General features: G+C 64.2%; 20 protein-coding genes. 12 read left to right on the forward strand and 8 right to left on the reverse strand.

Annotation, left to right across the window (positions count from 1 at the left end):
- Nucleotides 1-40 precede the first annotated feature (40 nt).
- The 3 genes from ACNA1V_RS11890 (at nt 41) to ACNA1V_RS11900 (ending at nt 2,504) form a co-directional block, all read left to right on the forward strand.
- Nucleotides 41-844 carry a thiazole synthase gene (locus ACNA1V_RS11890; protein ID WP_415833822.1) on the forward strand — a complete coding sequence of 268 codons (804 nt, stop codon included), beginning with the start codon at nt 41-43 and terminating at the stop codon, nt 842-844.
- 8 nt (nt 845-852) lie between these two features.
- Nucleotides 853-1,698, forward strand: a complete 846-nt coding sequence (gene thiD, locus ACNA1V_RS11895) for a bifunctional hydroxymethylpyrimidine kinase/phosphomethylpyrimidine kinase (protein ID WP_415833823.1) — start codon at nt 853-855, stop codon at nt 1,696-1,698.
- 125 nt (nt 1,699-1,823) lie between these two features.
- Complete coding sequence (locus ACNA1V_RS11900; protein ID WP_415833824.1) at nt 1,824-2,504, forward strand: protein-L-isoaspartate O-methyltransferase family protein; 681 nt, start codon at nt 1,824-1,826, stop codon at nt 2,502-2,504.
- Between the two features lie 85 nt (nt 2,505-2,589).
- On the opposite strand, the gene rfaE2 is transcribed toward ACNA1V_RS11900, so the two are convergent.
- From rfaE2 to ubiE, 5 genes are all read right to left on the reverse strand, one after another.
- Nucleotides 2,590-3,087 (reverse strand): D-glycero-beta-D-manno-heptose 1-phosphate adenylyltransferase, encoded by a 498-nt coding sequence (rfaE2, locus tag ACNA1V_RS11905; protein WP_415833825.1) that lies wholly within the window; start codon nt 3,085-3,087, stop codon nt 2,590-2,592.
- 49 nt (nt 3,088-3,136) lie between these two features.
- Nucleotides 3,137-4,690, reverse strand: coding sequence for a ubiquinone biosynthesis regulatory protein kinase UbiB (gene ubiB, locus ACNA1V_RS11910; RefSeq protein ID WP_415833826.1), 1,554 nt, complete (start codon nt 4,688-4,690; stop codon nt 3,137-3,139).
- Nucleotides 4,687-5,334, reverse strand: a complete 648-nt coding sequence (locus ACNA1V_RS11915; protein WP_415833827.1) for a ubiquinone biosynthesis accessory factor UbiJ — start codon at nt 5,332-5,334, stop codon at nt 4,687-4,689. The genes ubiB and ACNA1V_RS11915 overlap by 4 nt, the downstream gene beginning before the upstream one ends.
- Nucleotides 5,335-5,645: 311 nt before the next feature.
- Nucleotides 5,646-6,629 (reverse strand): Tim44 domain-containing protein, encoded by a 984-nt coding sequence (locus ACNA1V_RS11920; protein ID WP_415833828.1) that lies wholly within the window; start codon nt 6,627-6,629, stop codon nt 5,646-5,648.
- A gap of 468 nt (nt 6,630-7,097) precedes the next feature.
- Nucleotides 7,098-7,892: a bifunctional demethylmenaquinone methyltransferase/2-methoxy-6-polyprenyl-1,4-benzoquinol methylase UbiE gene (gene ubiE, locus ACNA1V_RS11925; RefSeq protein ID WP_415833829.1), complete on the reverse strand. Its 795-nt coding sequence runs from the start codon at nt 7,890-7,892 to the stop codon at nt 7,098-7,100.
- Nucleotides 7,893-8,135: 243 nt separating this feature from the next.
- On the opposite strand from ubiE, the gene phoB reads away from it, so the two are divergent.
- From phoB to serA, 3 genes are all read left to right on the forward strand, one after another.
- Complete coding sequence (gene phoB / locus ACNA1V_RS11930) at nt 8,136-8,834, forward strand: phosphate regulon transcriptional regulator PhoB (RefSeq protein ID WP_415833830.1); 699 nt, start codon at nt 8,136-8,138, stop codon at nt 8,832-8,834.
- Nucleotides 8,835-8,907: 73 nt separating this feature from the next.
- Complete coding sequence (phoR, locus tag ACNA1V_RS11935; protein WP_415833831.1) at nt 8,908-10,209, forward strand: phosphate regulon sensor histidine kinase PhoR; 1,302 nt, start codon at nt 8,908-8,910, stop codon at nt 10,207-10,209.
- Nucleotides 10,210-10,413: 204 nt separating this feature from the next.
- Nucleotides 10,414-11,622 carry a phosphoglycerate dehydrogenase gene (gene serA / locus ACNA1V_RS11940; protein WP_415833832.1) on the forward strand — a complete coding sequence of 403 codons (1,209 nt, stop codon included), beginning with the start codon at nt 10,414-10,416 and terminating at the stop codon, nt 11,620-11,622.
- A 65-nt stretch (nt 11,623-11,687) separates the two neighbouring features.
- Here the strand turns inward: serA and ACNA1V_RS11945 are convergent, their stop codons facing one another.
- Nucleotides 11,688-12,590 (reverse strand): HpcH/HpaI aldolase/citrate lyase family protein, encoded by a 903-nt coding sequence (locus tag ACNA1V_RS11945; protein WP_415833833.1) that lies wholly within the window; start codon nt 12,588-12,590, stop codon nt 11,688-11,690.
- 52 nt (nt 12,591-12,642) lie between these two features.
- Entirely contained in the window at nt 12,643-13,440 is a 798-nt protein-coding gene (locus ACNA1V_RS11950; protein ID WP_415833834.1) for a sulfite exporter TauE/SafE family protein, read from the reverse strand.
- 187 nt (nt 13,441-13,627) lie between these two features.
- Here ACNA1V_RS11950 and ACNA1V_RS11955 point away from each other — a divergent pair, with 187 nt between their 5' ends.
- The 3 genes from ACNA1V_RS11955 to ACNA1V_RS11965 all read left to right on the forward strand — a co-directional run bounded on the left by ACNA1V_RS11955 (nt 13,628) and on the right by ACNA1V_RS11965 (nt 18,451).
- A complete protein-coding gene (locus ACNA1V_RS11955; protein ID WP_415833835.1) occupies nt 13,628-16,072 on the forward strand; it encodes an ExeM/NucH family extracellular endonuclease in 2,445 nt (814 codons plus the stop codon).
- A gap of 169 nt (nt 16,073-16,241) precedes the next feature.
- Nucleotides 16,242-17,162, forward strand: a complete 921-nt coding sequence (locus tag ACNA1V_RS11960) for a sulfurtransferase (protein ID WP_415833836.1) — start codon at nt 16,242-16,244, stop codon at nt 17,160-17,162.
- 2 nt (nt 17,163-17,164) lie between these two features.
- Nucleotides 17,165-18,451, forward strand: coding sequence for a YeeE/YedE family protein (locus ACNA1V_RS11965; RefSeq protein ID WP_415833837.1), 1,287 nt, complete (start codon nt 17,165-17,167; stop codon nt 18,449-18,451).
- Between the two features lie 375 nt (nt 18,452-18,826).
- Here the strand turns inward: ACNA1V_RS11965 and ACNA1V_RS11970 are convergent, their stop codons facing one another.
- A complete protein-coding gene (locus tag ACNA1V_RS11970) occupies nt 18,827-19,435 on the reverse strand; it encodes an arylesterase (RefSeq protein WP_415833838.1) in 609 nt (202 codons plus the stop codon).
- Here ACNA1V_RS11970 and ACNA1V_RS11975 point away from each other — a divergent pair.
- The 3 genes from ACNA1V_RS11975 (at nt 19,434) to ACNA1V_RS11985 (ending at nt 24,487) form a co-directional block, all read left to right on the forward strand.
- Nucleotides 19,434-20,126, forward strand: a complete 693-nt coding sequence (locus ACNA1V_RS11975; RefSeq protein WP_415833839.1) for an ABC transporter ATP-binding protein — start codon at nt 19,434-19,436, stop codon at nt 20,124-20,126. The genes ACNA1V_RS11970 and ACNA1V_RS11975 overlap by 2 nt on opposite strands.
- A gap of 99 nt (nt 20,127-20,225) precedes the next feature.
- The gene (locus ACNA1V_RS11980) at nt 20,226-22,709 is read left to right on the forward strand and encodes an ABC transporter permease (protein ID WP_415833840.1); all 2,484 of its coding nucleotides are present in this window, start codon (nt 20,226-20,228) and stop codon (nt 22,707-22,709) included.
- Between the two features lie 176 nt (nt 22,710-22,885).
- Nucleotides 22,886-24,487, forward strand: a complete 1,602-nt coding sequence (locus ACNA1V_RS11985; protein WP_415833841.1) for a flavin monoamine oxidase family protein — start codon at nt 22,886-22,888, stop codon at nt 24,485-24,487.
- Nucleotides 24,488-24,530 lie beyond the last annotated feature (43 nt).

The raw sequence follows: 24,530 nt of genomic DNA on the forward strand, positions 1-24,530 counted from the left end.
CCTCCCCTTTTCAACGACCCAACATACCCCCCTGACGATCATGAGCGAACAACAAGACATCCTGCGCATCGGCGACCGTGAATTCAGCTCCCGCCTGCTGGTAGGCACAGGCAAGTACGCCGACTTCCAGCAGACCCGTGAGGCCATCGACGCCAGCGGCGCGCAGATCGTGACCTTGGCAATCCGCCGCATCAACATCGGCCAGGACCCTTCCGCTCCCAACCTGCTGGATTACCTGCCGCCGTCGCAATTCACGCTGCTGCCCAACACCGCCGGCTGTTATACCGCCGACGATGCCGTGCGCACGCTGCGCCTGGCGCGCGAATTGCTCGATGGCCATGACCTGGTCAAGCTCGAAGTATTGGGTGATGCCCAGAACCTGTTCCCGAACATGCCTGAAACCCTGAAGGCCGCCGAAACCCTGGTCAAGGATGGCTTCAAGGTCATGGTCTATTGTTCGGACGACCCCATCCAAGCCCGCATGCTCGAGGATATCGGCTGCGTCGCCATCATGCCCCTGGCGTCCCTCATCGGCTCGGGCATGGGCATCCTGAACCCCTGGAACCTGCGTCTCATCATCGACCAATCGCGCGTCCCGGTCATCGTCGATGCCGGCGTAGGCACGGCTTCGGACGCAACGGTTGCGATGGAACTGGGCTGCGACGCCGTCCTGATGAATACCGCCATTGCCGGTGCCCGCGAACCCGTGCGCATGGCACGCGCCATGCGCCTGGCTGTCGAAGCCGGCCGCGAAGCCTACCTGGCCGGCCGCATGCCGCGCAAGTTCTACAGCGCCGACCCCAGCTCGCCCACCGAGGGCCTGCTGACTCCGACCCGCAAGTGAGGTTGAACATGATCCGTACCGCCCCACCCGCCCGCCAGCCCGGCGCCGCGCCACACACCCTGACCATTGCAGGGGTCGATCCATCCGGTGGCGCCGGCGTGCTGGCCGACGTCAAGGCCATGAGTGCGCTGGGTGCCTACGGCTGCGGCGTCATCGCAGCGCTTACCGCGCAGAACACGCAAGGCGTCACAGGCATTCTGCCGATAGACCCGGCCTTCGTCGGCCAGCAGATCGACACCCTGTTTGATGATATCCGCATCGACGCGGCCAAGATAGGCATGCTGGGCCAGCGCCGCGTCACCGAAATCGTGGCGGAAAAGCTGGCTGCGCGCCCCGTGCCGCATCTGGTGCTGGATCCCGTCATGGTCGCCAAAAGCGGCGACATGCTGCTGGAGACCGATGCGGTGGGTGCGCTGCGCGAAGCCCTGCTGCCGCTGGCCACCATCATCACCCCGAACCTGCCCGAAGCCGGTGTGTTGCTGGAACAAAGCGCAGTCGAAAACGTGCGCGACATGCGCCGCGTTGCCGAAAAGCTGCGCAATCTGATGGATACCAGCAGCCATCGCTGGGTGCTGCTCAAGGGCGGCCATCTGCCAGGCGATGACACCGTGGATCTGCTGCATGATGGCGATGTCATGCTAGAACTGCCTGGCCGGCGCATTGCCACGCGCAATACGCACGGCACCGGTTGCACTCTGTCCGCCGCACTGGCCGCGCTGCTGCCGCAATCGGCGGATGTTCCCGAGGCGGCACGGCGCGCCAAGGCCTATCTGATGACGGCACTGGAACAGGCTGACCGCCTTCATATCGGCAACGGCCAGGGCCCGGTCCACCATTTCCACGCCTGGTGGTAAACCTGGCGGGCTGAAGGCGGCCCTCCCCATTGGCCCATCTCAACCGGTACAATCGGGAGGTCACTTACATTCCCCCGCACTGGCGCTGCATACGCCGCGCCGCCTGCATTGGACGCAATCACGCCATGAACGCTGCAAACCTGCCTGCCCTCGAGCAAGCTCGCTTCAATATGATCGAACAGCAGATCCGTCCCTGGGTGCCGCTGGACGAAACCCTGTCGGACGCGCTCTACGCACTGCGCCGTGAACAGTTCGTGCCTGCCGCCCAGCGCGCGCTGGCCTTCTCCGACCTGGAAATTCCGCTGATCATCGACGGCATCGACAGCAACCAGGCCATGCTGGCTCCCAAGATCGAAGCCCGCCTGGCCCTGGCCCTGGAACTCAAGCCCAGCGACTGTATTCTCGAAATCGGCACCGGTTCCGGCTTCCAGGCCGCGTTACTGGGCCGTCTGGGCCAGCAAGTGCTGTCCGTCGAAATCGACCCGCGCCTGGCGGCCTTCGCCCAGCAGAATCTGCAGCAGAACCAGGTCAGCAACGTCAAGGTCGAAACCGGTGACGGTGGCTCCGGCTGGGGTTCCACCGAGTACGACGCCATCCTGCTGACCGGCTCCGTTCCGGTCGTGCCCGATGCCCTGAAGTATCAGCTGCGCATCGGCGGTCGTCTGGTGGCTGTCGTCGGCCAGCACCCGGTGATGACGGCCTGTCGTATCACACGCACCACTGCGGCGACGTTCGAAACCGAACCGCTGTTCGAAACCATCGTCAAGCCGCTGCGCGGCGCGACAGTTTCCAAGTTCAAGTTCTGAACCAGAACCCGGCGCACTTGCGTGCGCCGGCAGGGCCGCGACAGAATCTGCGCCCGCCACAAGGTGACGGCGCGCAGGCACGCGTTCAATCCGTCTTGGCCGCCGCCATGATTTTCCGCACCAGCTTGGTGGTGGAACGGTCATGGGCAAAGGGAATGGCCACCGCCTTGCCACCCCAGCTGCGCACGGCCGCCGTTTCCGGCAACACTTCCATATCGTAGTCGCCACCCTTGACGATGATGTCCGGCCGCAAGGCTTCGATCAAGGCCTGCGGCGTGCTTTCCTCGAAGCAGGTCACGGCGTCCACGCTCGCCAGGGCGGCCAGCATCGCCATGCGATCTTCCTGGCTGTTCAAGGGACGTTCATCCCCTTTGCCCAGCATGCGTACCGAAGCATCGCTGTTGACTGCCACTAGCAGCGTCCGCCCCAATTGCGCCGCTTCATCGAGATAGCTCACATGCCCGCGGTGCAGAATGTCGAACACACCGTTGGTAAATACCAGCGGCCGGGGCAGACGCCCCAGGCGCACGGCCTCGATGCAGGCCTCGCGGGTCCAGATTTTCGTTTCAAAACGGATGGTCATGAATCCTTCCTGTTCGGTGCATCAGGCGCTGTGCAGCGGCAAATGCCCATCAGCGGGTCAGTGCCCAGAGCCCTACGACCAACGCGACGGCCAGCACTCCGATCAACACTGCCAGCAGACGATTGCCGGTTTCCCTGGCCTTGCGCAAGCGTTGGGTTTCTTCCAACAGCGCAGGCATGTGATCCGGACGCGCCAGATTCTCATGCACCAGACGTGGCAACTCAGGCAAGGTCTGTGCCCAACGCCCGGCTTCCTGCTGCAATTTCTCTTTCAGGCCGCGCCAACCCATACGGCGATGCATCCAGCGTTCCAGATAGGGCTTGGCGGTTTTCCAAAGATCCAGGCCGGGATCCAGTTCGCGTCCCATGCCTTCGACATTGAGCAAGGTCTTTTGCAACAACACGAGCTGCGGCTGCACTTCCATATTGAAACGACGCGAGGTCTGGAACAGTCGCAGCAGCACCTGACCCAGCGAAATCTCTGCCAGCGGGCGGTCGAAATGCGGCTCGCACACGGCCCGCACAGCGCCTTCCAGCTCTTCTTCGCGCGTATCCGCAGGCACCCAGCCGGATTCGATATGCAACTTGGCCACCTGACGGTAATCCCGCTGGAAGAACGCCAGGAAATTGAGCGCCAGATAGTTTTTGTCGAAATCCGACAAGGAACCGACGATTCCGAAATCCAGCGCGATATAACGGCCCAGCGTCTCGGGTTGATCCGACACGTAGATATTGCCCGGATGCATGTCAGCATGGAAAAAACCGTCATCGAAGACCTGGGCAAAGAAAATCTCCACCCCGGTACGCGCCAGGGTCGGCAAATCCACACCGGCCGCCCGCAAGGCTTCGACCTTGCTGACCTGGATCCCGCGCATCCGCTCCATGGTGAACACCGTGGACGAGGTGTAATCCCAGAACACTTCCGGCACGATCAGCTGGCTGGCACGCACGCTATCGACCGAAAAGTTGCGGCGCAACTGACTGCAATTGGACGCTTCGCGCAGCAGATCCAATTCATCATGCAGGTATTTATCGAACTCGCCCACCACTTCGCGCGCCTTCAGGCGGCGCGCATCGGCAGACAACCGTTCGAGCAAGGTCGCCAGGCGGCGCATCAGCCCCAGGTCCTGGTCGATGATCTTGCGCATGCCCGGCCGCAGCACCTTCACTGCAACCTCCCGGCCATTGTGCAAGACGGCGAAGTGCACCTGTGCCACCGAGGCCGATGCCACCGGCGTCATCTCGAACTCGGCAAACAGTTGCGCCGGCGGGGCGCCCAGCGCCTTTTCAATGGTGGCGACCGCCTGCGCCGAAGGGAACGGCGGCACATTGTCCTGCAGTCGCGCCAATTCCTCGGCGAAATCCGGCGCGATCAAATCGCGGCGGGTGGACAGCACCTGCCCGAATTTGACGAAAATCGGCCCCAGCGACTCCAGGGCCAGACGCAGGCGCACAGCTCTGGGCTGGCGCGGAGGACGGCCGAAACGGACACAGCGCAAAGCCACCCTGGCCCAGCGGAACTGCAGGCCGGACAATACGATTTCATCGAGCCGGTAACGCAGGCAGACAAACAGGATACGCCACAGGCGGAACATCGAATTCACAGACTGCCCCTCCGGCCAACGGTAGCTTCCAGACGCGCCAAACGGCGCTGCAATGCCTCAACCCGGGTGCAGGCACCGTCGAGCTGCTGCTCCACCTGCATGCGATCGAGCTGCCACTGCCGCCACTGCGAGGCGCCCAGCACGGTCTCGGTTTCTTCCGACAGGTACTCGGCCGTATTGCCGGCCAGGCGTTGCAGGAAATCGCGCAAGCCGCGCCGCAACTGACGCGCGCCAGCCACAATGCGCACCGCCGGCACATCGCCGACCCAGCGCGAGAGCGTATCTTCCGCATCCCAGCGCAGCCCCCGGGCCAATTCCGCCAAGGTCTGCGCCAGGCCGGCCTCGCCAGAAATATGCATGATTTCCGCAAGCGGCGGCTGGCTGACACCAGGCCGCGGCAGCGCCAGACGCTCCAAGGGCAAGGTCAGAATGACGTCCGACGAGGTGCCGTCTTCATCTTCAAGAAACTCCAGACAGGCATCCGGCGCCACCAGGAACACGGCACGCATGCCCCCGGCCACCAGGGTAATCCGCTTGCCGCTATGGCGCGCCAATTTTTCCCGAGCCCAAGGCTCCTGCGCTGTCAGCGCGTTGAACGCCCTGACAGCCAAATCGACAGGATGAGGCAAGAATGCTGGCAACATGAAGGCAATCCTGGGCTGCCGCCCGAATGAGTCTTGAATATCTTGGGTACAGCAAGCAGTTTAACGGCTTTGGCTGCGCAGCACATGCCTGGACGGAGCCCCATGCCCTGCGCCGCCGCATCCCGGCCACGACCGCACACGCCGGCCCGGGCTCGCGCAGCAAAAAGCCCTGGCGGGGAAACTCCCCGGCCAGGGCCTGGAATACATCAAACCGCACACCGGCAAAGGTGGCCTGTCCGAACCACAAGGCATCGGGCCGGCCCTGCGCATGCTGCCATTCTGGCAAGCGCTCAGGGCCGTGCCATGCCCGATTACTGAGCGACGTTCATTTGTTGAATGCCAGCCAGCAGCCAGCCGCCTTGCTCGCTCTTGAACAGGTTCCAGACTTCTTCGAAACGGAAGGCTTCCGCACCCGCTTCTTCACGCAGCATGCCGGAGAAGCGCACGCTGGCCAGGTGGCCGCCCGAGACTTGCTCCACGCCCAGCAGTTCCGCGTTGAGCAGCACGACCGAGGTTTGACCGCCGGCATTGGCTGCGATCTGCGGACGCAGTTCCGCGAGCAGATCATCCGTCAGGTATTCACGCAGGGACTCGACGTCACCGCTATCCCACAGCTTCTGGATGGCGACGAACTGGGCCTTGGCGTTCTGCAGGAAGGCATGAGAGTCGAAATCGGCCGGGATGAACCAGCTGGTATCGACCGGCGCGGCAGCAGCAGCGGCAGCCATAGGCGCGGCAGCGGCAACCGGGGCTGCGGCGGGCGCCGCAGCAGGTTGCGCAGACTCACGCCACATCGGGGCCGGTTGCTGGCCACCCTGGCCGCCAGCACCTGCACCTGCGCCCTGCATGGCCGGACGAGCACCCGCGCTGGCACCGCGCAGACGACGCACGATAAAGAAGATGGCAAAAACAACCAGGCCGATCAGCAGCGCGCTGGAAAGGAACTCAAGCAAGGCGCCGGACAGGCCCATGCTGGACAGCAACGCGGCCAGGCCCAGACCGGCGGCGATGCCGGCAATGGGGCCCAGGAAGCGCGACATGCCGCTGCGCGTGGCGGCGCCTGCCGCCGCACCTGCGGCCGCCGGTGCAGCGGCCGAACGCGCCGTGTTGGCGCCGGTATTGGCCGCCGGCGGCGTGACCGCCTGGCGTTGCTGCATGACATTGCTGGATTGACGGCCGAAGCTGCCGCCACCACCCATGCGGCGTGCGTCGGCGTCAAAGGAAGCGCCCAGCATGGCAACGCCGGTCAGGGCGATGACTGCAGCGGCACAGAATTTCGTAAAACGTCGAGACATGGACAATTTCCCCGTATTGGCCCGCCGCACTCGATGCGGCCGACTCTAGAACACCCCCACGCTGCGTACGGCCTGCATGGCCCGGATGGGCACATGCGCCTGCAAGCGACATGGCGGAACCCTGCTGGGTTGGTTGCGGATACTGTGATGCTGCGGATCGCGACATCGGCCAACAACGGTTCCACCCCCCGTTTTCTGGAGGACATGAACCAAGCTTACTAGAAGCTTAATATTTTTGCCAGAGGTGTGATTCCCCGACAAAAAACAATGGGCCAGCGATTCCGGCATGACGCGCCGGACGATGGCAGCCAAACCGCATGGTATTTGATGCCCCAGCGTAAGCGAAGCCGGGCACGCACCGGGAGGGCACGCAAAAAAAAGTCGTTTTATCGTGTTACAGCGTGTCCGGCTGCACCACGGGCAAGGTGCAGCCCAGGCAAGGCACCCGGCAGGCCCGCGCCAGCGCGTTCAGTCCAGCCGCACGCCTTCGTGCAAGGCTGCGATCCCTGCTGTCAGGTTGAAATAACGTACCCGCGAGAATCCGACATCGCGCATCATCTGCGCCAGCGTTTCCTGGTCAGGATGCATGCGGATGGACTCGGCCAGATAGCGATAGCTTTCTTCGTCGTTGGCAATGACCTTGCCCAGGCGCGGCAGCACATTGAAGGAATACCAGTCGTAGGCCGGCTCCAGCGGTTTGGCGATACGCGAGAACTCCAGCACCAGCAGCTTGCCGCCCGGCTTGAGCACGCGGCGCATCTCCGCGAGCGCAACATCTTTGTGCGTCATGTTGCGCAGGCCGAAGGCCACGCTGACGCGGTCGAAATACGCATCCGGAAACGGCAGTTTCTCGGCATCGCAGACGGCAACCGGCAGCACCAGGCCGCTGTCCATCATGCGGTCGCGCCCTACCGACAGCATGGAATCATTGATGTCCGTCAGCCAGACTTCCCCCTGCGGACCCGCGCGACGCGCAAATGCACGCGCCAGATCTCCCGTGCCGCCGGCGATGTCCAGCACTTTCATGCCGGGACGGATCGCAGCGCGCCCTACCGTGAAGGTTTTCCACACACGATGCAAACCGACGGACATCATGTCGTTCATGATGTCATAACGCTTGGCCACCGAATGGAACACGCCTGCCACGCGACGCGCCTTGTCGTGCTCGGCAACGGTCTCGAAGCCGAAATGGGTAGTGTGATCTGCGGCGCCAGAAGGCGTGCCAGCGTCCGTTGGTGCGGGAGAAATCTGTTTTTCGCTCATCCCGATATCGTAGCCGATTCCATGCCGGCAGGAAGTATCCGCACCACGCAAATTCCCGCTGCAGGCTGCGATTTTCGCTTCCCGCCCACCGCCTGTCGAACATGAGGCCGCCTGGCTCGCATCGACATGGCCGCCGATGCTCAGCCGTCCGCTTCCGGCATTTCGTCACAGACCTGAAACATTGCCGCCATATTATGGCAATGTCCCCGCCATACGGCGCCTTTTCCTTACTGCCTGATTGCCATGTCCAGCACTATTCTCGTGGTTGAAGATGAACCTGCCATCCAGGAGCTTATCGCCGTCAATCTGTCCTTCGCGGGACACAAAGTTCTGCGCGCGTTCAATGTCGAACAGGCGCACACCCTGATCCGTGCCGAACTGCCCGACCTGATCCTGCTCGACTGGATGCTGCCCGGCGCGTCCGGCCTGAGCATGGCACGCACCCTGCGTGCCGACGAACGCACCCGCAGCGTGCCCATCATCATGCTGACCGCCAAAGGCTCAGAACAGGACAAGGTGGACGGCCTGGAAGCCGGTGCCGACGACTACATCACCAAGCCATTTTCCCCGAAGGAGCTGATGGCGCGCATCAAGGCCGTGCTGCGCCGCCGCGCGCCGCAGCTGACCGATGACGTCATCGACGTTTCCGGCCTGCGCCTGGACCCGGTCACGCACCGCCTGACCGGCAATGGCAAGGCGCTGCATATCGGCCCTACCGAATTCCGCCTGCTGCACTTTTTCATGACCCATCCGGAACGCGTGTTTTCCCGCGCCCAGCTGCTCGATCAGGTATGGGGCGACCACGTCTTCGTTGAAGAACGCACGGTGGATGTGCATATCCGCCGCCTGCGCAAAGCGCTCGAGCCCTCCAGCCACGACGCCCACGTGGAAACGGTGCGCGGCAGCGGCTACCGCTTCACCAACCAGATCACCAGCAACTGAGCCGGCGTACGCGCCGGTTTCCGCGCACTGCTGACGCGCCCGAGGCCGCGGCAGTGCGACAATGGATGCCACTATGATCTGGATACGCACGCTCGCTACCCTGCTTGCCTGGGCTGCAGTCGCCGCACTGGTGCATTGGCGCCTGGGGGGCAACAGCGGCATGCTGGTGTTCGCCTGCGGCGCCGGGCTGCAGACCTTCCGGCTGGCCCGCCAGATCCAACGCTTTTCGCAATGGCTCAAAACGCCGGAAAGCGCACCGCCCTACGCCCTGGGCGTCCTCGATGAAAGCGCGGCCATGCTGTACCGCTACCAGCGCCGCCGCATCCGCGAATTCGAAGAAAACCAGCGCATGCTGCAAGGCATGATTGCCGCCGCGCAGGCGCTGCCCGATGGTGCCGTCACCCTCAACGAAAGCCTGCACATCGAATGGTGCAACCGCATGGCGCGCCGCCACCTGGGCCTGCGGTTGCCGGCCGATCAGGGCCAGTACCTGCTCAATCTGCTGCGCGAACCCGAGTTCGTTGCCTACGCACAACAGGAAGAATGGCCGGAACCGATTCTGGTGCGTCTGGTGCGCGAAGGCCAGGAACGCCTGATGATGATGCAGCTGGCCGCCTATGCCAGCGACCAGCGCCTGCTGATCACCCGCGATGTCACGCAGATAGAAAAACTCGAAACCACGCGGCGCGACTTCGTTGCCAATGTCTCGCATGAACTGCGCACCCCCCTGACCGTCCTGAGCGGATTTCTGGAAACATTGCAGGATCTGCCCACGGATGCCATCACGCCCGAACAGCGTGAATACTATCTGTCCCTGATGCATGAACAGGCCCAGCGCATGCAGACCATCGTGGCTGACCTGCTGACGCTGTCCGCACTGGAATCCTCGCCTTCGGCCGACCCCCAGGAAATCTCCGCCACCGACCTGATCCAGGCCGCCAGACTGCAAGCCGAAAGCCTGTCGTCGGGACGGCACACGTTTTCCTGGCAGATCGACGAGCGCCTGGCCTTGCTGGGCGCAGAAACCGAGCTCAGCTCCGCCTTCACCAACCTGCTGACCAATGCCGTCCGCTACACCCCCGACAACGGCACCATAGATGTGTCCTGGCGCCGCCTGCCAGACGGCGGCGCCCAATACAGCGTGCGCGACTCCGGCATAGGCATCGCCGCCGTTCATATTCCGCGCCTGACCGAACGCTTCTACCGCGTGGATCGGGGCCGCTCACGCGCCGTCGGTGGCACCGGACTGGGGCTGGCCATCACCAAACACATCGCCATGCGGCATGACGCGGAACTGCGCATCGAGAGCAAACCGGGCCATGGCAGCACGTTTTCACTGATTTTCCCCCCGGATCGAGTCGTGGCCCGGCCCTGAACCGGCAGGAAAACAACACCCCCCTGGCCCGGGCAAACACCATTCCTGCCTGTTGCAGCAAGGGGCCAGGCGACAAACCGCCCTGCCCGCCCCTACCGGCATCAGGGGAAGCCCTTATGGGTGCGGCAAAGCGATTACAATGGATCGCTTCCCGACGCGCCCAGCCGACGCGCCGCCACTTCCTCAATTAGGCTCTTGTCTGTCATGGCAAATATCGTTCTCTTCGAAAACATCCATCCCAGCGCCCGCGAAGTGTTCAAGCAGGCCGGCCTGACCAACATCGTTTCGCATGCCATCGCGCTTCCGCCCGATGAGCTGCGTGCGGCTCTGAAGACTGCCGACATCGTCGGTATTCGTTCCCGCACCAACCTCGATGCAGGCCTGCTCAACGAGTTCCCCAACATCCGTGTGATCGGCTGTTTCTGCATCGGTACCAACCAGGTTGCCCTGGATGTGGCCGCCCAGCGCGGCATTCCGGTCTTCAACGCGCCGTTCTCCAACACCCGCTCGGTCGCCGAGCTGGTGCTGGCCGAGGCCATCCTGCTGCTGCGCCGCATTCCCGAAAAGAATGATCGCGTGCATGGCGGCCACTGGGACAAAACGGCCACAGGCGCATTTGAAGCCCGCGGCAAGACGCTGGGTATCGTCGGCTACGGCAACATCGGCTCGCAGGTCAGCACGCTGGCCGAAAGCCTGGGCATGCGCGTCATTTACCATGACATCGAAGCCAAGCTGCCGCTGGGCAACGCTCGCGCCGCCCTGTCGCTGGATCAGCTGCTGGAAGAATCGGATGTCGTGACGCTGCACGTTCCCGGCGGTTCGGGCACGGCCAACATCATCAACGCCGAGCGCCTGGCGCGCACGAAAAAGGGCGCGATCATCATCAACGCCTCGCGTGGCACGGTGGTGGATATCGAAGCCCTGCGCGACGCCATCGTCAGCGGCCACATTGCCGGCGCGGCGCTGGACGTGTTCCCGACGGAACCCAAGGGCCCGAACGAGCCGCTGCAAAGCCCGCTGGTTGGCCTGCCCAACGTCATCCTGACGCCCCACATCGGCGGCAGCACCCAGGAATCCCAGGAAAACATCGGCCGCGAAGTGGCAGAAAAGCTGGTGCGCTACTGGCTGAGCGGCACCACCAAGGGCGCCGTCAACTTCCCTGAGCTGCCTTACCTGGAAGCCAATGGCGAAACCCGTGTCCTGCACATTCACCGCAATGCGCCGGGCGCCGTCAGCGCGCTCAACAACACGCTGGCGGAAAAGGGCTTGAACATCGTCAGCCAGACGCTGCAAACCAAGGGCCAGCTGGGCTACGTCGTCACCGACGTTGATGGCCCGGTGGGCGATGATGTGCTGGAACTGCTGCGCAGCCACCCGGCCACCATCCGCGTCGAGCGCGTCGCCATCAACTAAGCGCCGCTGCAACAAAAATCCCCGCCAGGCTGTACCGGCGGGGATTTTTTTATGTGCGTCCGCGTTCAGGCAGATGCGCGTGCAGCAATCTGCGCGGCGCGGGCCAACAGCACCTCCGCGGCATCCACATGCAGACGCTCCACCAGCACGCCATCCACGACCACCACGCCCAAGCCTTGCGCCTGGGCCTGCGCCCAGGCTTCGACACGCTTGCGCGCCACCGACACATCGACTTCCGACGGGCTGAATGCCGCGTTCGCAGGCGCCAGCTGCCGGGGATGAATCAGGGTTTTGCCATCAAAACCCAGCTCGCGGCCCTGCCGGCACATCCTTTCCAGCCCCGCGTCATCTTCCAGGTCGCCGTGCACACCATCCAGGGCCACGCAGCCCCATGCCCGCGCCGCCAGCACGATTTGCGACAAAGCGAACAGCAGCGGCAGACGATCGGCTCCAGGATGCGCGTCCAGCGCCTTGGCCAGATCCGATGTCCCGGCGACCAGCGCAGCCACACCCTGCTCGGCAATGGCGTCGGCTCGCAGCACGCCCAGCGGGGTTTCCACCATCACCCAGAGCGGCAAATCTGCCCGGCATCCTGCCGCCAGCATGGCCTGGCGCGCCTGCTGTACCGCTGCGGCGCTTTCCACCTTGGGCAACAGGATGCCATCAACCGCCTGCTCTGCCAGCCATGCCAGGTCTTGCTGCCCCCAGGGGGTCGCCAGCGCATTGATACGCACAATGCGCTCACGATAGCCATAGCCCTGCGGCCTGGACAACGCCGTACTGATGCGTTGACGCGCCAGCGCCTTGGATTCCGGCGCCACGGCATCTTCCAGATCGAAAATCAGGGTATCCGCATCCAGTGCCCGCGCCTTTTCCAGCGCACGCTCATTCGCGCCGGAGATATACAGTACCGAACGCCGGGGCCGCAAACGTGCTGCGGCGTCCAGAGTGTTTTGATCCTGCTGCATGCTTCCGCTGCCCTCCCTCTAATCCCTATCCCGTTATTGGTTCGCTTCAGCCTTACAGGATGAAGTTCAAGCCCACGCACAGCAACAGCACGGCAAACAGCTTTTTCAGCATGACCGGAGACAGCTTGTGCGCCAGCTTGACGCCCAGACCAGCAGAAAACATGCTGGTCACGGCAATGCCGACCAAGGCGGGCAGATAAATGAAACCGAAGCTGTGCGGCGGCCGGTTGGGCTCGCTCCAGCCGAAGTAGATGAACGACAAGGCGCCAAAAATGGCAATGGGCATCCCGCAGGCGGCGGATGTACCGACGGCTTGCTGCATGGGCAAACGGCGCCAGGACAACAGCGGCACCGTCAGGGACCCACCGCCGATGCCAAAAATCGAGGACGCGCAGCCAACCACCGTTCCGCTGATGCCCAGCCACAGCTTGCTAGGCTGGCGGAAGGGTTGGCCTGCCGCATTCTTGGTGCCCAGGCCGAAATACAGCTGGACGGACATGCAGATGGCGAAGATACCGATCACCAATTGCAAATCGGCGCCCGGCAACAGCGATGCTACCCGGCCACCCAGCACGGCCCCGACCAGCAGGCCTATCGTCATCCAGCGCACCAGGTACCAGTTGATCGCGCCGCGCTTCTGATGCCCGGAAATGGAATTGATGGAGGTGAAAACGATGGTCGCCAGCGATGTGCCGACCGCCATGTGGGTCAGGACGTTCGGATCCAGCCCCTGAGCCGTAAAGCTATAGACAAGCACCGGGACGATGATCAGGCCGCCACCGATGCCAAACAGGCCGGCCAGCACACCAGAAAACACCCCCAGCACCAGGTAAAGCAAAAAAGTCAGCATAATCAGCGCATTCCAAATAAAAGCCCGGGTGGCGCCCCATGGCGGCTTTGCCAGGCACGACGCCCTCGACCCGGGGACATGCAGCATCTTAACGCCATGCGGCTGCCACATGCTGCGGTGATTTAACGTCCTTGTCACCCACGCCGTTTACTTTGCGGATTCCCAGGATGCCATGGACCCCGCAATCATGACGAGCCACCGACGCCTTACCCCTTGCTATGCTGCCCTCCTGACCGCCTTTATGGTCACGCCAGTCTCCGCAGATGTGATTTTCAGCGAGTATGTTGAAGGCTCATCCAACAACAAGGCGCTGGAGTTGTACAACGCAGGCGACAGCGCCGTGGATCTGGGCCAGTACGAGATCCATGTCTATGCCAACGGCTCGAAGACGGTTTCCTCGACTTTCAAGCCCACTGGCAATCTTGCGGCAGGTGCCACCTATGTTGTTGCCCACTCGCACATGACGGAGACATTGGGCAGCCGCATCAACCTGACGGCAGGCCTGAACTACAACGGCGACGATGCCGTCACGCTGAGCCATCAGGGCAATATCGTGGACCGCATCGGCCAGGTCGGTTTTCGCCCCACGGAAGCTTGGGTCGGCGCCAGCGGCGCTTCGACCAAAGACAATACCTTGCGCCGCAAGGCCGCCATCAAGACCGGCGACACCGCCGCCGATACGGCATTCGACGTCGATCTCCAGTGGGATGCCTTCCCCATCGACAGTTTCGACGGTCTGGGCGCCCATCCCGGCCTGGCAGACACCGGCGGCAGCGCAACGGCCCGATGCGGCGCACCCGCAACGGCCATTGCCGATATCCAGGGCCGCGCGGACGGCACCACCCTGGACAACGTGCATGTAGAAGCCGTCGTCACCGCCAGCTATACCTACAGCAATGGCTTCTCCGGCTTTTTCATCCAGACCGCAGACGCCGAACGGCTGCGCCGTCCAGGCGTATCAGAAGGGCTGTTCGTCTATGCGCCCGGTAAAAGCGCGGCGGCCGGCCAACGCGTCCACCTGGTCGGCAAGGTCGAAGAAAAATACAACCAGACCCAGCTGACGCTGGCCAGCGATATCGCCGTCTGTGCCGACAACCTGAGCGTCCAGGCCGAACCGCTGGCCCTGCCGCTGCCCGCAGGCAGCGATCACGCCCAATACGAAGGCATGCTGGTAGAGCTCGCACCTGGCCTGACCGTCAATAACGTCTATGAGCTGGGCCGTTACGGCAGCATCCTGCTGGGCAACGGCCTGCTGCAAACACCCACCCACGCTGTCGCCCCCGGCACGGCCGCACAGGCGCTGCTGGCCGCCAACACCCGCAACAGCATCATCCTGGATGACGGCTACAACAACCAGAACCCCGCTACCGTGCCCTATCCGGCCCCGGAACTGTCCGCCGCCAATACATTGCGACGTGGCTATACCACGACCACCCCGGTACGGGGTGTCGTGGAAAACCGCTACAACGCCTGGCGTATCCAGCCGCTCCCAGGCGCTGCCGCACCAGGGTTCAATAGCGCGGGCAACCCGCGCCCCGACGCGCCCGCCCGTGCCGGCGGCACCGATGTCCGGGTTGCTTCCTTCAACGTCCTGAATTATTTCAATGGCGACGGCAAAGGCGGCGGCTTCCCCACCGCCCGTGGTGCACAGAGCGCCGCCGAACTACAACGGCAGGAAGACAAAATCGTCGCCGCGCTCAAGCAACTCGATGCCGATATCATCGGCCTGATGGAAATCGAGAACAACGGCTATGGCGATACCAGCGCCATCAGCCAGCTCACGCGCCGCATGGGCAGCAACTGGAGCTACATCCAGCCAGGCATCGACCGCCTGGGTACCGATGTGATCACTGTTGCGATGATGTACCGCAACGACACCGTACGGGAAACCGGCAAAGTCGCCACACTGGAAATCGACGATAAAAACCGCGTGCCGCTGGCCCAGACCTTTGAATCAGTGCGCGGCGGCCTGCCTGTCACCGTCGCGGTGAACCACTTCAAATCCAAGGGTTGCACCAATGCCACGGAGGGCGATGCCGATCAGAACGATGGCCAGAGTTGCTGGAACCCGACCCGCATCAAGGCAGCCAAAGCGCTCAGCGACTGGCTGGCAACCCAGCCCACGGGCGTAGCGACGGCAGGCCACCTGATCATCGGCGATCTGAACAGCTATGCCAAGGAAGATCCCATCGTCGCGCTGGCCAACGCCGGCTATGCCGATCTGCTGGCCCGTGATGGTGCCGGCGCCGAATACAGCTATGTCTTCAATGGCATGTCGGGCTACCTGGATCATGCGCTGGCTGACGCCACCCTGAGCGCCAAAGCGCTGAAAGCGCAAACCTGGCATATCAATGCCGATGAACCGCCGGCACTGCAATACTCGCTGCAATACAAGAGCGCACAGCAGCAGGCCTCGTTCTATGCGGCCGATCCATACAGCTCATCCGACCACGATCCGGTCGTGATCGACCTGGCGCTGTCCAAGCCGGATGACAACGGCGGCGGGGAAACGGAACCCCCCGAGCCTGCCCCCGGCACCGATGACCAGGGCAGCGGTGGCGGTGCGCTGGGCCTGGGCCTGCTGGCCGCCCTGGCCTGGATGCGGCGCCGCTCCTTGTCTGTGCGAACCTGAGCACGATCAGGCCGGCGCTGCCGCACACGCGCCGGCCTGATCGCCCCCACGTAGGCCAATAAGCTGACGCATTCCTGAATAGGTTATCTGCTCATCACTAATAGATATTTCCGGCCTGGGAAGCCTAACGTTACTGTCTGACTTCCTAGCACTGCAACCGGAGATGTCCATGTCACTTCGTACCTTGTGGACCAGCGCCCTGGCTGCGCTGGCCTTTGCCTCAACACCTGCGTTGGCCAGCAGCCCCTATCTGGTTTCCACCGATTGGCTGGAACAGAACCTGAACGACCCTGCCGTACGGGTGGTGGAAGTCAGCGTGAACCCCGGCCTGTATGAACGCGGCCATGTCCCCGGCGCCGTCAATTTCAACTGGCATACCGATCTGGTCGATACCGTGCAACGCGATATCGCGCCGCCCGAACAATTCCAGGCGCTGCTGCGCCAAGCCGGCATCAACCCTGACACCACCACTATCCTCTATGGCGACAACAACAATTGGTTTGCCGCCTGGGGCGCCTGGATCTTCGATATCTACGGCATCGACAACGTCAAGCTGCTGGACGGCGGCCGCAAGAAATGGGAAGCGGAAGGCCGCCCCCTGAGCACCGCTGCCGCCACGCCGCCCGCCGGCACCGTCAGCGTGAAACCCGCCAATACGGCCTTGCGCGCCCGCCTGCCCGATGTGCTCGCCGCCGCCCGCCAGGAAGCCGATGTCGCCCTGGTGGATATCCGTTCCGCCGATGAATACAACGGCAAGATTTTCGCGCCCAACGGCGTCCCTGAATTGGCCGTACGTGCCGGCCATGTGCCCGGCGCGGTGAACGTCACCTGGAGCAAACTGGTCGCTGAAGACGGCACCTTCAAGCCGGTTGAAGAACTCAAGGCGATCTACAGTGCGGTCGGTATTGACGGCGCCAAGCCCATCATCACCTACTGCCGCATCGGCGAGCGTTCCAGCCATTCCTGGTTCGCCCTGAGCAAGCTGCTGGGCTATGACGTGCGCAACTACGATGGTTCCTGGACGGAATACGGCAATAGCGTCGGCGCGCCTATCGACAACCCGGCAGGCACGATCTGGGGCCAGACCTGAGCATGAGCACGCTCTCCCGCCTGTCTCCGGCGCTGCAGCCAGCCGCCGCCTCTGCTGATGGCAGCGCCGTTTCGGGCCGGGATAGTGCCGCTGACCCGGCACATCCCCCAGCCTGGCAGCGCCCCGGACTGCCAGCCGTTGCGGCGGCGACACTGGTTGCCGCCGGGCTGGCCTGGTGGGCCTGGCAGTTGCAGGAGATTCCCGGAACAGGCCGGGGCCTGACCTTTTCGCTGCTGGCTGGCGCCCTCTTCGGCCTGGCCCTGCAGCGCTCGCGTTTCTGCTTCTATTGCATCACGCGAGACTATATGGCCAACCGCGACGCTCGCGGCCTGCTGGGCCTGATTGCGGCGCTCGCGTTGGGCTTGCTGGGCTACTACGCCGTGTTCGGTGCATTCCTGCCGGTGCCCGCCCCCGGCCGGCTGCCGCCCGGCGCCCATATCGGGCCGGTCAGCTGGGTACTGGCGCTGGGCGCGCTCATATTCGGGCTGGGCATGGCCATTTCCGGTTCTTGCATCAGCGCCCACCTATACCGCCTGGGCGAAGGCGCTTTCCATTCCCTGTTCGCCCTCGTAGGCGCACTGATCGGTTTCGGCCTGGGTTTCGCCTCATGGAATCCGCTCTATGCTGCCGTCATACGGGACGCACCCGTCCTCTGGCTGCCGCATCACCTGGGCTACGGGGGTTCACTCGTCTTGCAGCTGGCCCTGCTGGCCGCACTCGCGGCATGGCTCCTGCGCGGCCAGCAACGCCGCCACGCAAGCTCTGCCCCCAACCAGGGCGCGGCCTCCTTGCTGGCCTTGCTGTTCAGCCAACGCTGGCCCGCCTATGCCGGCGGCCTGGTGATTGCCGGGCTGGGCGCCATTGCCTACTTCCGTGTGGCGCCGCTGGGCGTCACCGCCGAACTGGGCAGCATTGCCCGTACGCTGGCCGACAACCTGGGCGCCCTGCCGGCACGCCTGGAAGGGCTGGACGGTTTTGCCGGCTGCGCCACGATCATCAAACAAAGCCTGCTCTCCAACAATGGCGTATTCGTCGCCGCCCTGGTACTGGCGTCCTTTGCCAGCGCCGTCCTGGCAGGAGATTTCCGGCCGGTCAGGCCCAGCCTGCGCAATGCGCTGCGTCACTTGCTGGGCGGCATCCTGATGGGCTGGGGCGGCATGCTGGCGCTGGGCTGCACCGTGGGCACCCTGCTGTCCGGCATCATGGCAGGCGCTGCCTCTGGCTGGGTATTTGCCCTGTTCTGCCTGACCGGTGCATGGCTGGGCTGGCGGCTGCGCCGCCGTGCCTGACCGGAACCCCAGCCAACCTCGGAACGCGGCCTTGCAGCCTGAGGCCTCTGCCCGCGTTCCGCCCGCACCGACCGGCCGGCTGAGCCATTGAAATTATCTGAAATCCAGCCGGCCTCATCGTCCGTGCCGACCCACGGCAGCCTGCGGCCTGCCCGTTATACTGCTTGCTCGCCACCGCCCCCAGGAATCATGGACCATCCGCCACCCCCGCCGGCAACTCCGGCATGGCGCCTGCCCACAGGCACCATGGTGGCCAGCATCATTCCCGCGCCCCGCCAGAACGGCCTGCATGGACAAAACCATAGGCAGCGCTATGCACAACGCCACACCCCGCCCCCACCATGGCGATGCCGGCAGACGGCAGGAACACAGCCATCAAGGCAACAGTTCGCGCAAGGCCGGCCAGACATTTTCCAGCACACGCGGCTGCGCGGCTGCCACCGGATGCAGGCCATCGCTTTGCATCATGGCAGGATCCAAGGCAACGCCTTCCAGCAGAAAAGGCACCAGCCCGGTCTGGTAGCGCTGCGCCAGCCCCGCATACAGCTGACGCAAGCCATTGCGGTAACGCGGGCCATAATTGACGGGCAATTCAATCCCCACCAGCAGGACTTCGGCCCCGGCTTCGCGCGCATCTTCTATCATGTCGGCCAGATTGTCTTCCAGCACATTCAGCGGCTGACCGCGCAAGCCATCATTGGCGCCCAGTTCCAGCACCAGGATTTCCGGACGATGCTCCGCCAGCAAAGCAGGCAAGGCCGCCTTGCCGTTGGCGCTGGTGGCCCCGCTGACGCTCGCGTTGACGACTTTCCATTCCGGCGCTTCGGTTTCCAGCCGGTGCGCCAGCAGGCTCACCCACCCCTGATCAGCCGGAATGTTATGCGCGGCGGACAGCGAATCCCCCAGTACAAGAATCACAGGAGCCGCCGCCTGCGCAAACGGCGCGGCGATCCACAGACACAGCAAGCAAAGGAAACGACGCATGAGCGGTTCATCCCAGGTACAGGTACTTTTGGAAAGCCTGCATGTTAGCAAGTCGGTAACAGGCCCCACCGGCAGGCTGGATATCCTGGAGGATATCTCCCTGCGCATTCATGCCGGCGAGAGCGCAGCCATCATTGGCGCGTCCGGTTCCGGCAAGACGACCTTGCTGGGACTGCTGGCGGGGCTGGATGTTCCCAGCAGCGGCAGCATACGCCTCGACGGCCATGCGCTGGAAGCCCTGGATGAAGAAGCACGCGCCGGATTGCGCCGCCGGCTGGTCGGGTTTGTCTTTCAGTCTTTCCATTTGCTGCCAGCGCTCAGCGCCGAAGAAAACGTCATGCTGCCGCTGGAACTGGAAGGCGCCCCGCGCGCGCGGGAACGCGCGCAAGCCGCGCTGGATGCCGTCGGCCTGTCGCATCGGCGCAGCCACTATCCGGCGCAGCTATCCGGTGGCGAACAGCAGCGCGTCGCCATCGCCCGCGCATTCGTCAACGAACCCCGCATCCTGTTTGCCGATGAGCCTACCGGCAACCTGGATGCCCGCACCGGCAGCCAGATCAGCGACCTGCTGTTCCGCCTCAACCAGGAGCATGGCACGACACTGGTGCTGGTCACGCACGACCTGACGCTGGCGCAGCGCTGCCAGCAGTCTCTGCATATCGCTGCGGGCCGCCTGAGCGATGCCGGCTGAATCCCGTCGCCCGACCGCTCCCGCCCCCCATGATCCGGACATATTCCCCCGGCATTCTGGCCGCCCGGTTTCGCCTTTCCCGCCGCCCTCTCGACATCCATGAATATTCTCTCCCTGGCTTTTCGTACCGTCCGGCGTGAATGGCGCCTCGCAGAGCTGCGCACTCTGGCCTTGGCGCTGGTTCTTTCCATCGTCGCGCTGGGCGTGGTCGCCACCCTGGCATTACGCGTCGAGCACAGCATTGCCGCCGGTTCCGCGGAGCTGGTCGGCGGCGACAGCGGCCTCAATGCGCCCAGCCCCATCCCGCCCGATTACGAAACCCAGGCCCGCACCCTGGGCCTGGCCAGCGCCCATGCCGTCCGCTTCCCGAGCATGGCGTTCACCCAGGATCAGGCCCAGTTGCTGAACCTGGCCGCGGTATCGGCCGACTGGCCGCTGCGCGGCGAAATCACGCTGCGCGACGCCGACGGCCAGCAGCGCACCGCCAGCGCTCCCCAGGCCGGGGAGGTCTATCTGGACGCCCGCGCCCTCGCCGCACTGGGCGTGGACGTCGGCGCCAGCGTGCAGATCGGTGACGCTACCCTGAGAATTGCCGGCGAACTGCTGCGCCAGCCCGACGGCGGCAACGTCTTCGCGCTGGCGCCTTCCGCCCTGGCTCCGCTGGCCGACATTGAGCGCGCCGGCCTGCTCGGTCCGGGCAGCCGCGCACGCTACAGCCTGCTGCTGGCCGGCGCCCCCAGCGCGGTACAAACCTGGAAGCAATGGGCGGCCACCCAAACACTACCGGACAATGCACGCCTGATCGAACTGGAAGATACGCAGCAGAACCTGGGTACCGCCTTCGAGCGCGCCAATGCCTTCCTGCGCCTGTGCGCATTGTTGGCAGCGCTGTTGGCCGGCGTCGCCATCGCGCTGGCGGCCCAGCGCTATGCCCAGCGCAAGACGGATGAAGTCGCCTTGCTGCGCGCACTGGGCGCGCCACGCGCCGATGTGCTGAAGCTCCTGGCCGGTACCCTGGCCGCACTGGCCATACCGGCGGCGCTGCTGGGTATCGTCCTGACGCAAGCCCTGTCCATGCTGGCCTGGCAGGTCGCAGGCAGCCTCTTCAGCGGCGCCCTGCCTACCGTCCAGCCCCTCCTGCCATCACTGGCGGCCGCTGCCATGGGCCTGGCCATTCTCGCCGGCTTTGCCCTGCCGCCGCTGGCCCGGCTGGCCGACGTTCCGCCAGCGGCCGTTTTCCGCCGCAGCGTCGCGCCGCGCGTGCGCCGTTTTGACCTGTTCTACCTGCTGCCGCTGGCCACCGCCATGGGCCTGATCTGGATGCAGGCCGGTAATGTCAGGCTCGCCCTGATCCTGGCCATCAGCCTGGCTGCCGTCGCCCTGGTGGCTGCCGCGCTCGCGCTGCTGGCGCTCTGGCTGGCACGCCGGCTGGCAGCCGGCATCCATCCATCCTTGCGCCTGGGGCTGGCATCGCTGGCACGCCGCCGTTTCACCAGTGCCGTACAGGCAGTCGCCCTCAGCCTGGGCCTGTGCGCACTACTGATACTGGCCGTCACCGCCCCGGCGCTATTGCAGGAATGGCGCTCGGAGTTGCCGGAGGAAACGCCCAACTGGTTTGCCCTGAACGTCCTGGAAGAGCAGGTTCCCGATTACCGCGCCGCACTGGACCAGGCCGATGCCAGCCAGATTGCCATGCTGCCGCTGGCGGTAGGCAAGCTGGCAGCCGTCAACGGGGAACCCGCAGAGCGCTTCTACCAGACACCGGAAATGCGTGAACGCGCTGCCGAGCAGCTGCGGTTTTCATGGAGCGCGACCCTGCCGGCAGCCAATCGGCTGGTGGCGGGTAGCTGGCAGGCACCCGGCAGCGGCCCGGCAGGCCTCTCCGTGGAAAAAGGCTGGATGGAACGCTTCGGCCTGAAGCTGGGCGACAGCCTGACCCTAGAGAGCGGCGGGCGCAGCGTGACCGCCACCATAGACAGTGTGCGCGAAGTTGACTGGAGTTCGTTCCGCGTCAACTTCTTCCTGTTGCTGGACCCGGCACACGCCGAGGGCATGCCGCATACCTGGATCGCCAGCTATTACCTGCCCCCCGCACAAAACACCCATCTCGCGGACATGGCGCGGCAGTTTCCCAATGTCAGCATGCTGGACGTCAACGACCTGCTGGAGCGCGTACGCAGCATCATCGAACGCGTCAGCAGCGCCGTCAGCTGGGTGCTCTCCTTCAGCCTGCTGGCCGGCGCCCTGGTGCTGGCCGCCGCCCTCGCCGCCAGCGCGCAGCAGCGCCGCCACGAAGCCGCATTGCTGCGTACCCTGGGTGCGCAGCGGCGCCAGTTGCGCCTGGCCGCGCTGTGCGAATTCCTGATTCTCGGGCTGATTGCTGCCCTGACGGCAACGCTGGGCGCCGCCGGCGCTGGCAGCTGGCTTGGCCTGAGTGTGTTCCGCATGGCGCAGGTGCCCTTGCCCTGGGCCCAGCTGGCGGTCACGGCTCTGCTGGCTGCCCTGGCAATTACCTTGCTAGGCCTGGCTGGCACACGCCGCATCCTGAATACGCCCCCCATGGCGCTGCTGCGCACGGCCTGATTTTCCAGGGCCGCCCCCACGCCGCGCCGATGCCTTGCCGCACTACGACAAGGCATCGGCGCGGTGCGGAATGTTTCGTTCTGGTGCCTGGCCGCTAACGGCCCCGGAACGAGCCAAGGATGGCACAGATATTGCTTTGAAAGATGAGTCACCACTCACCTGCAAGGCAAAGATCCATGTCAGACAGCATCCACTCCCCTTCCGCCAGCCTGCCTACCCGGCGGGAATTTCTCTACCGCGCCGCCGCCCTGGGCGGTCTGGGCCTGGCCATGGCGACCATGAACGCCTGGGGCCTGACGCTGGCGTCACAAAGCGACCAGCCGCCCAGGCTGCAGGGCAGCGGCAAGGGCAAGCGAGTGCTGATCCTGGGAGCAGGTGTCGCCGGCCTGACCAGCGCCTATGAGCTGCGCAAGGCAGGCTACGACTGCATGATCGTGGAAGCACGCCCCATCGCTGGCGGACGGGCCCGCACCGCACGCAAGGGCACCCGCAGCGAGGAACCCGGCAACAGTACCGTCTGCGACTTCGACACCGGTGATTTCTTCAATCTGGGGCCGATGCGCATCCCCTATCACCACCGCTCCACGCTCTACTACACACGCGAGTTCAAGGTGCCGCTGGGGATCTTCGTCAACGATAACGACGCCGCCTATGTCTATCACGAGAATGCGGGTGCGCTGTCGGGCAAGCGCTTGAGGCAAGGCGAAGTCAAGGCGGACATGCGCGGCTACGTCAATGAACTGCTGGCAAAGAGCATCGTGGACGGCAAGCTCGATGAACAGGTCACGGCTGCGGATAAAGCGCTATTGCTGGATTACCTTGCGCATGAAGGTTATCTGGGCAAAGACGACCTGCGCTATCGCGGCACCAACGGCCGGGGCTATCGCGTCAACCCCGGCGCAGGCACGGAACCCGGGCCCGGCACGCCGTCCGACCCGCTGGGCTTCGAGGAACTGCTGGGTTCCAAGCTGGGACATATCTATCAATCGGTGCAAAGCTTCAATCAGCAGATCACCATGTTCCACCCCCTGGAAGGCATGGATCAGATTCCCGCCGCCTTTGCCCGGCAGCTCAATGGCCTGATCCGCTACCAGGCCGAAGTGCAATCGCTGCGCCAGAACAAGGCCGGTGTCACCGTGGTCATCAAAGATACCCGCTCGGGCGCGGCAGAAACGCTGCAGGCCGACTACTGCATCTGCACGATTCCACTGCCGGTGCTCAAAGACCTGGATACCGATTTTTCGGCTGCCTTCAAGGCTGCCATCGCATCCGTACCCTATATGGCCGCCGGCAAAATCGGCCTGCAGATGAAAAACCGGTTCTGGGAAGTGGACGATGCCATCTATGGCGGCCATGTCCGTACCGACATCAAGGGCATTGGCAACATCACGCTGCCTTCCAACCATTGGCAAGGCGATACCGGCATCATCCTGGGCTACTACAACTTCGGCGGCAATGCGGACACCATCGGCCAGCTCAGCCCCGCCGAGCGCACCACTTTCGCTGTCAGCAACGGCCAGAAAATCTTCCCGCAATACCAGGACAGTTTCCGCACCAGCTTCTCCATCGCCTGGCAGAACGTGCCTTATAACCGTGGCGGCTGGGCCAACTGGAGCGAAGAAGGGCGCCGCACTACCTACCCCCTGCTGCTGCAGCCCGAAGGCCGCGTCTATCTCGCAGGCGAACACCTGAGCTACCAGACCGGCTGGCTCTCGGGTGCCATTGAATCCGCCTGGCAACAGATCGCCAAGCTGCACGCCCAGGCACAGGCAGCCTGAACACCATTCCCTGCGTGCCGCCCGGCGGGCGGCATCTCTTCCT

This window comes from Kerstersia similis (genome assembly GCF_965139615.1).
Taxonomy (GTDB): domain Bacteria; phylum Pseudomonadota; class Gammaproteobacteria; order Burkholderiales; family Burkholderiaceae_B; genus Kerstersia; species Kerstersia similis.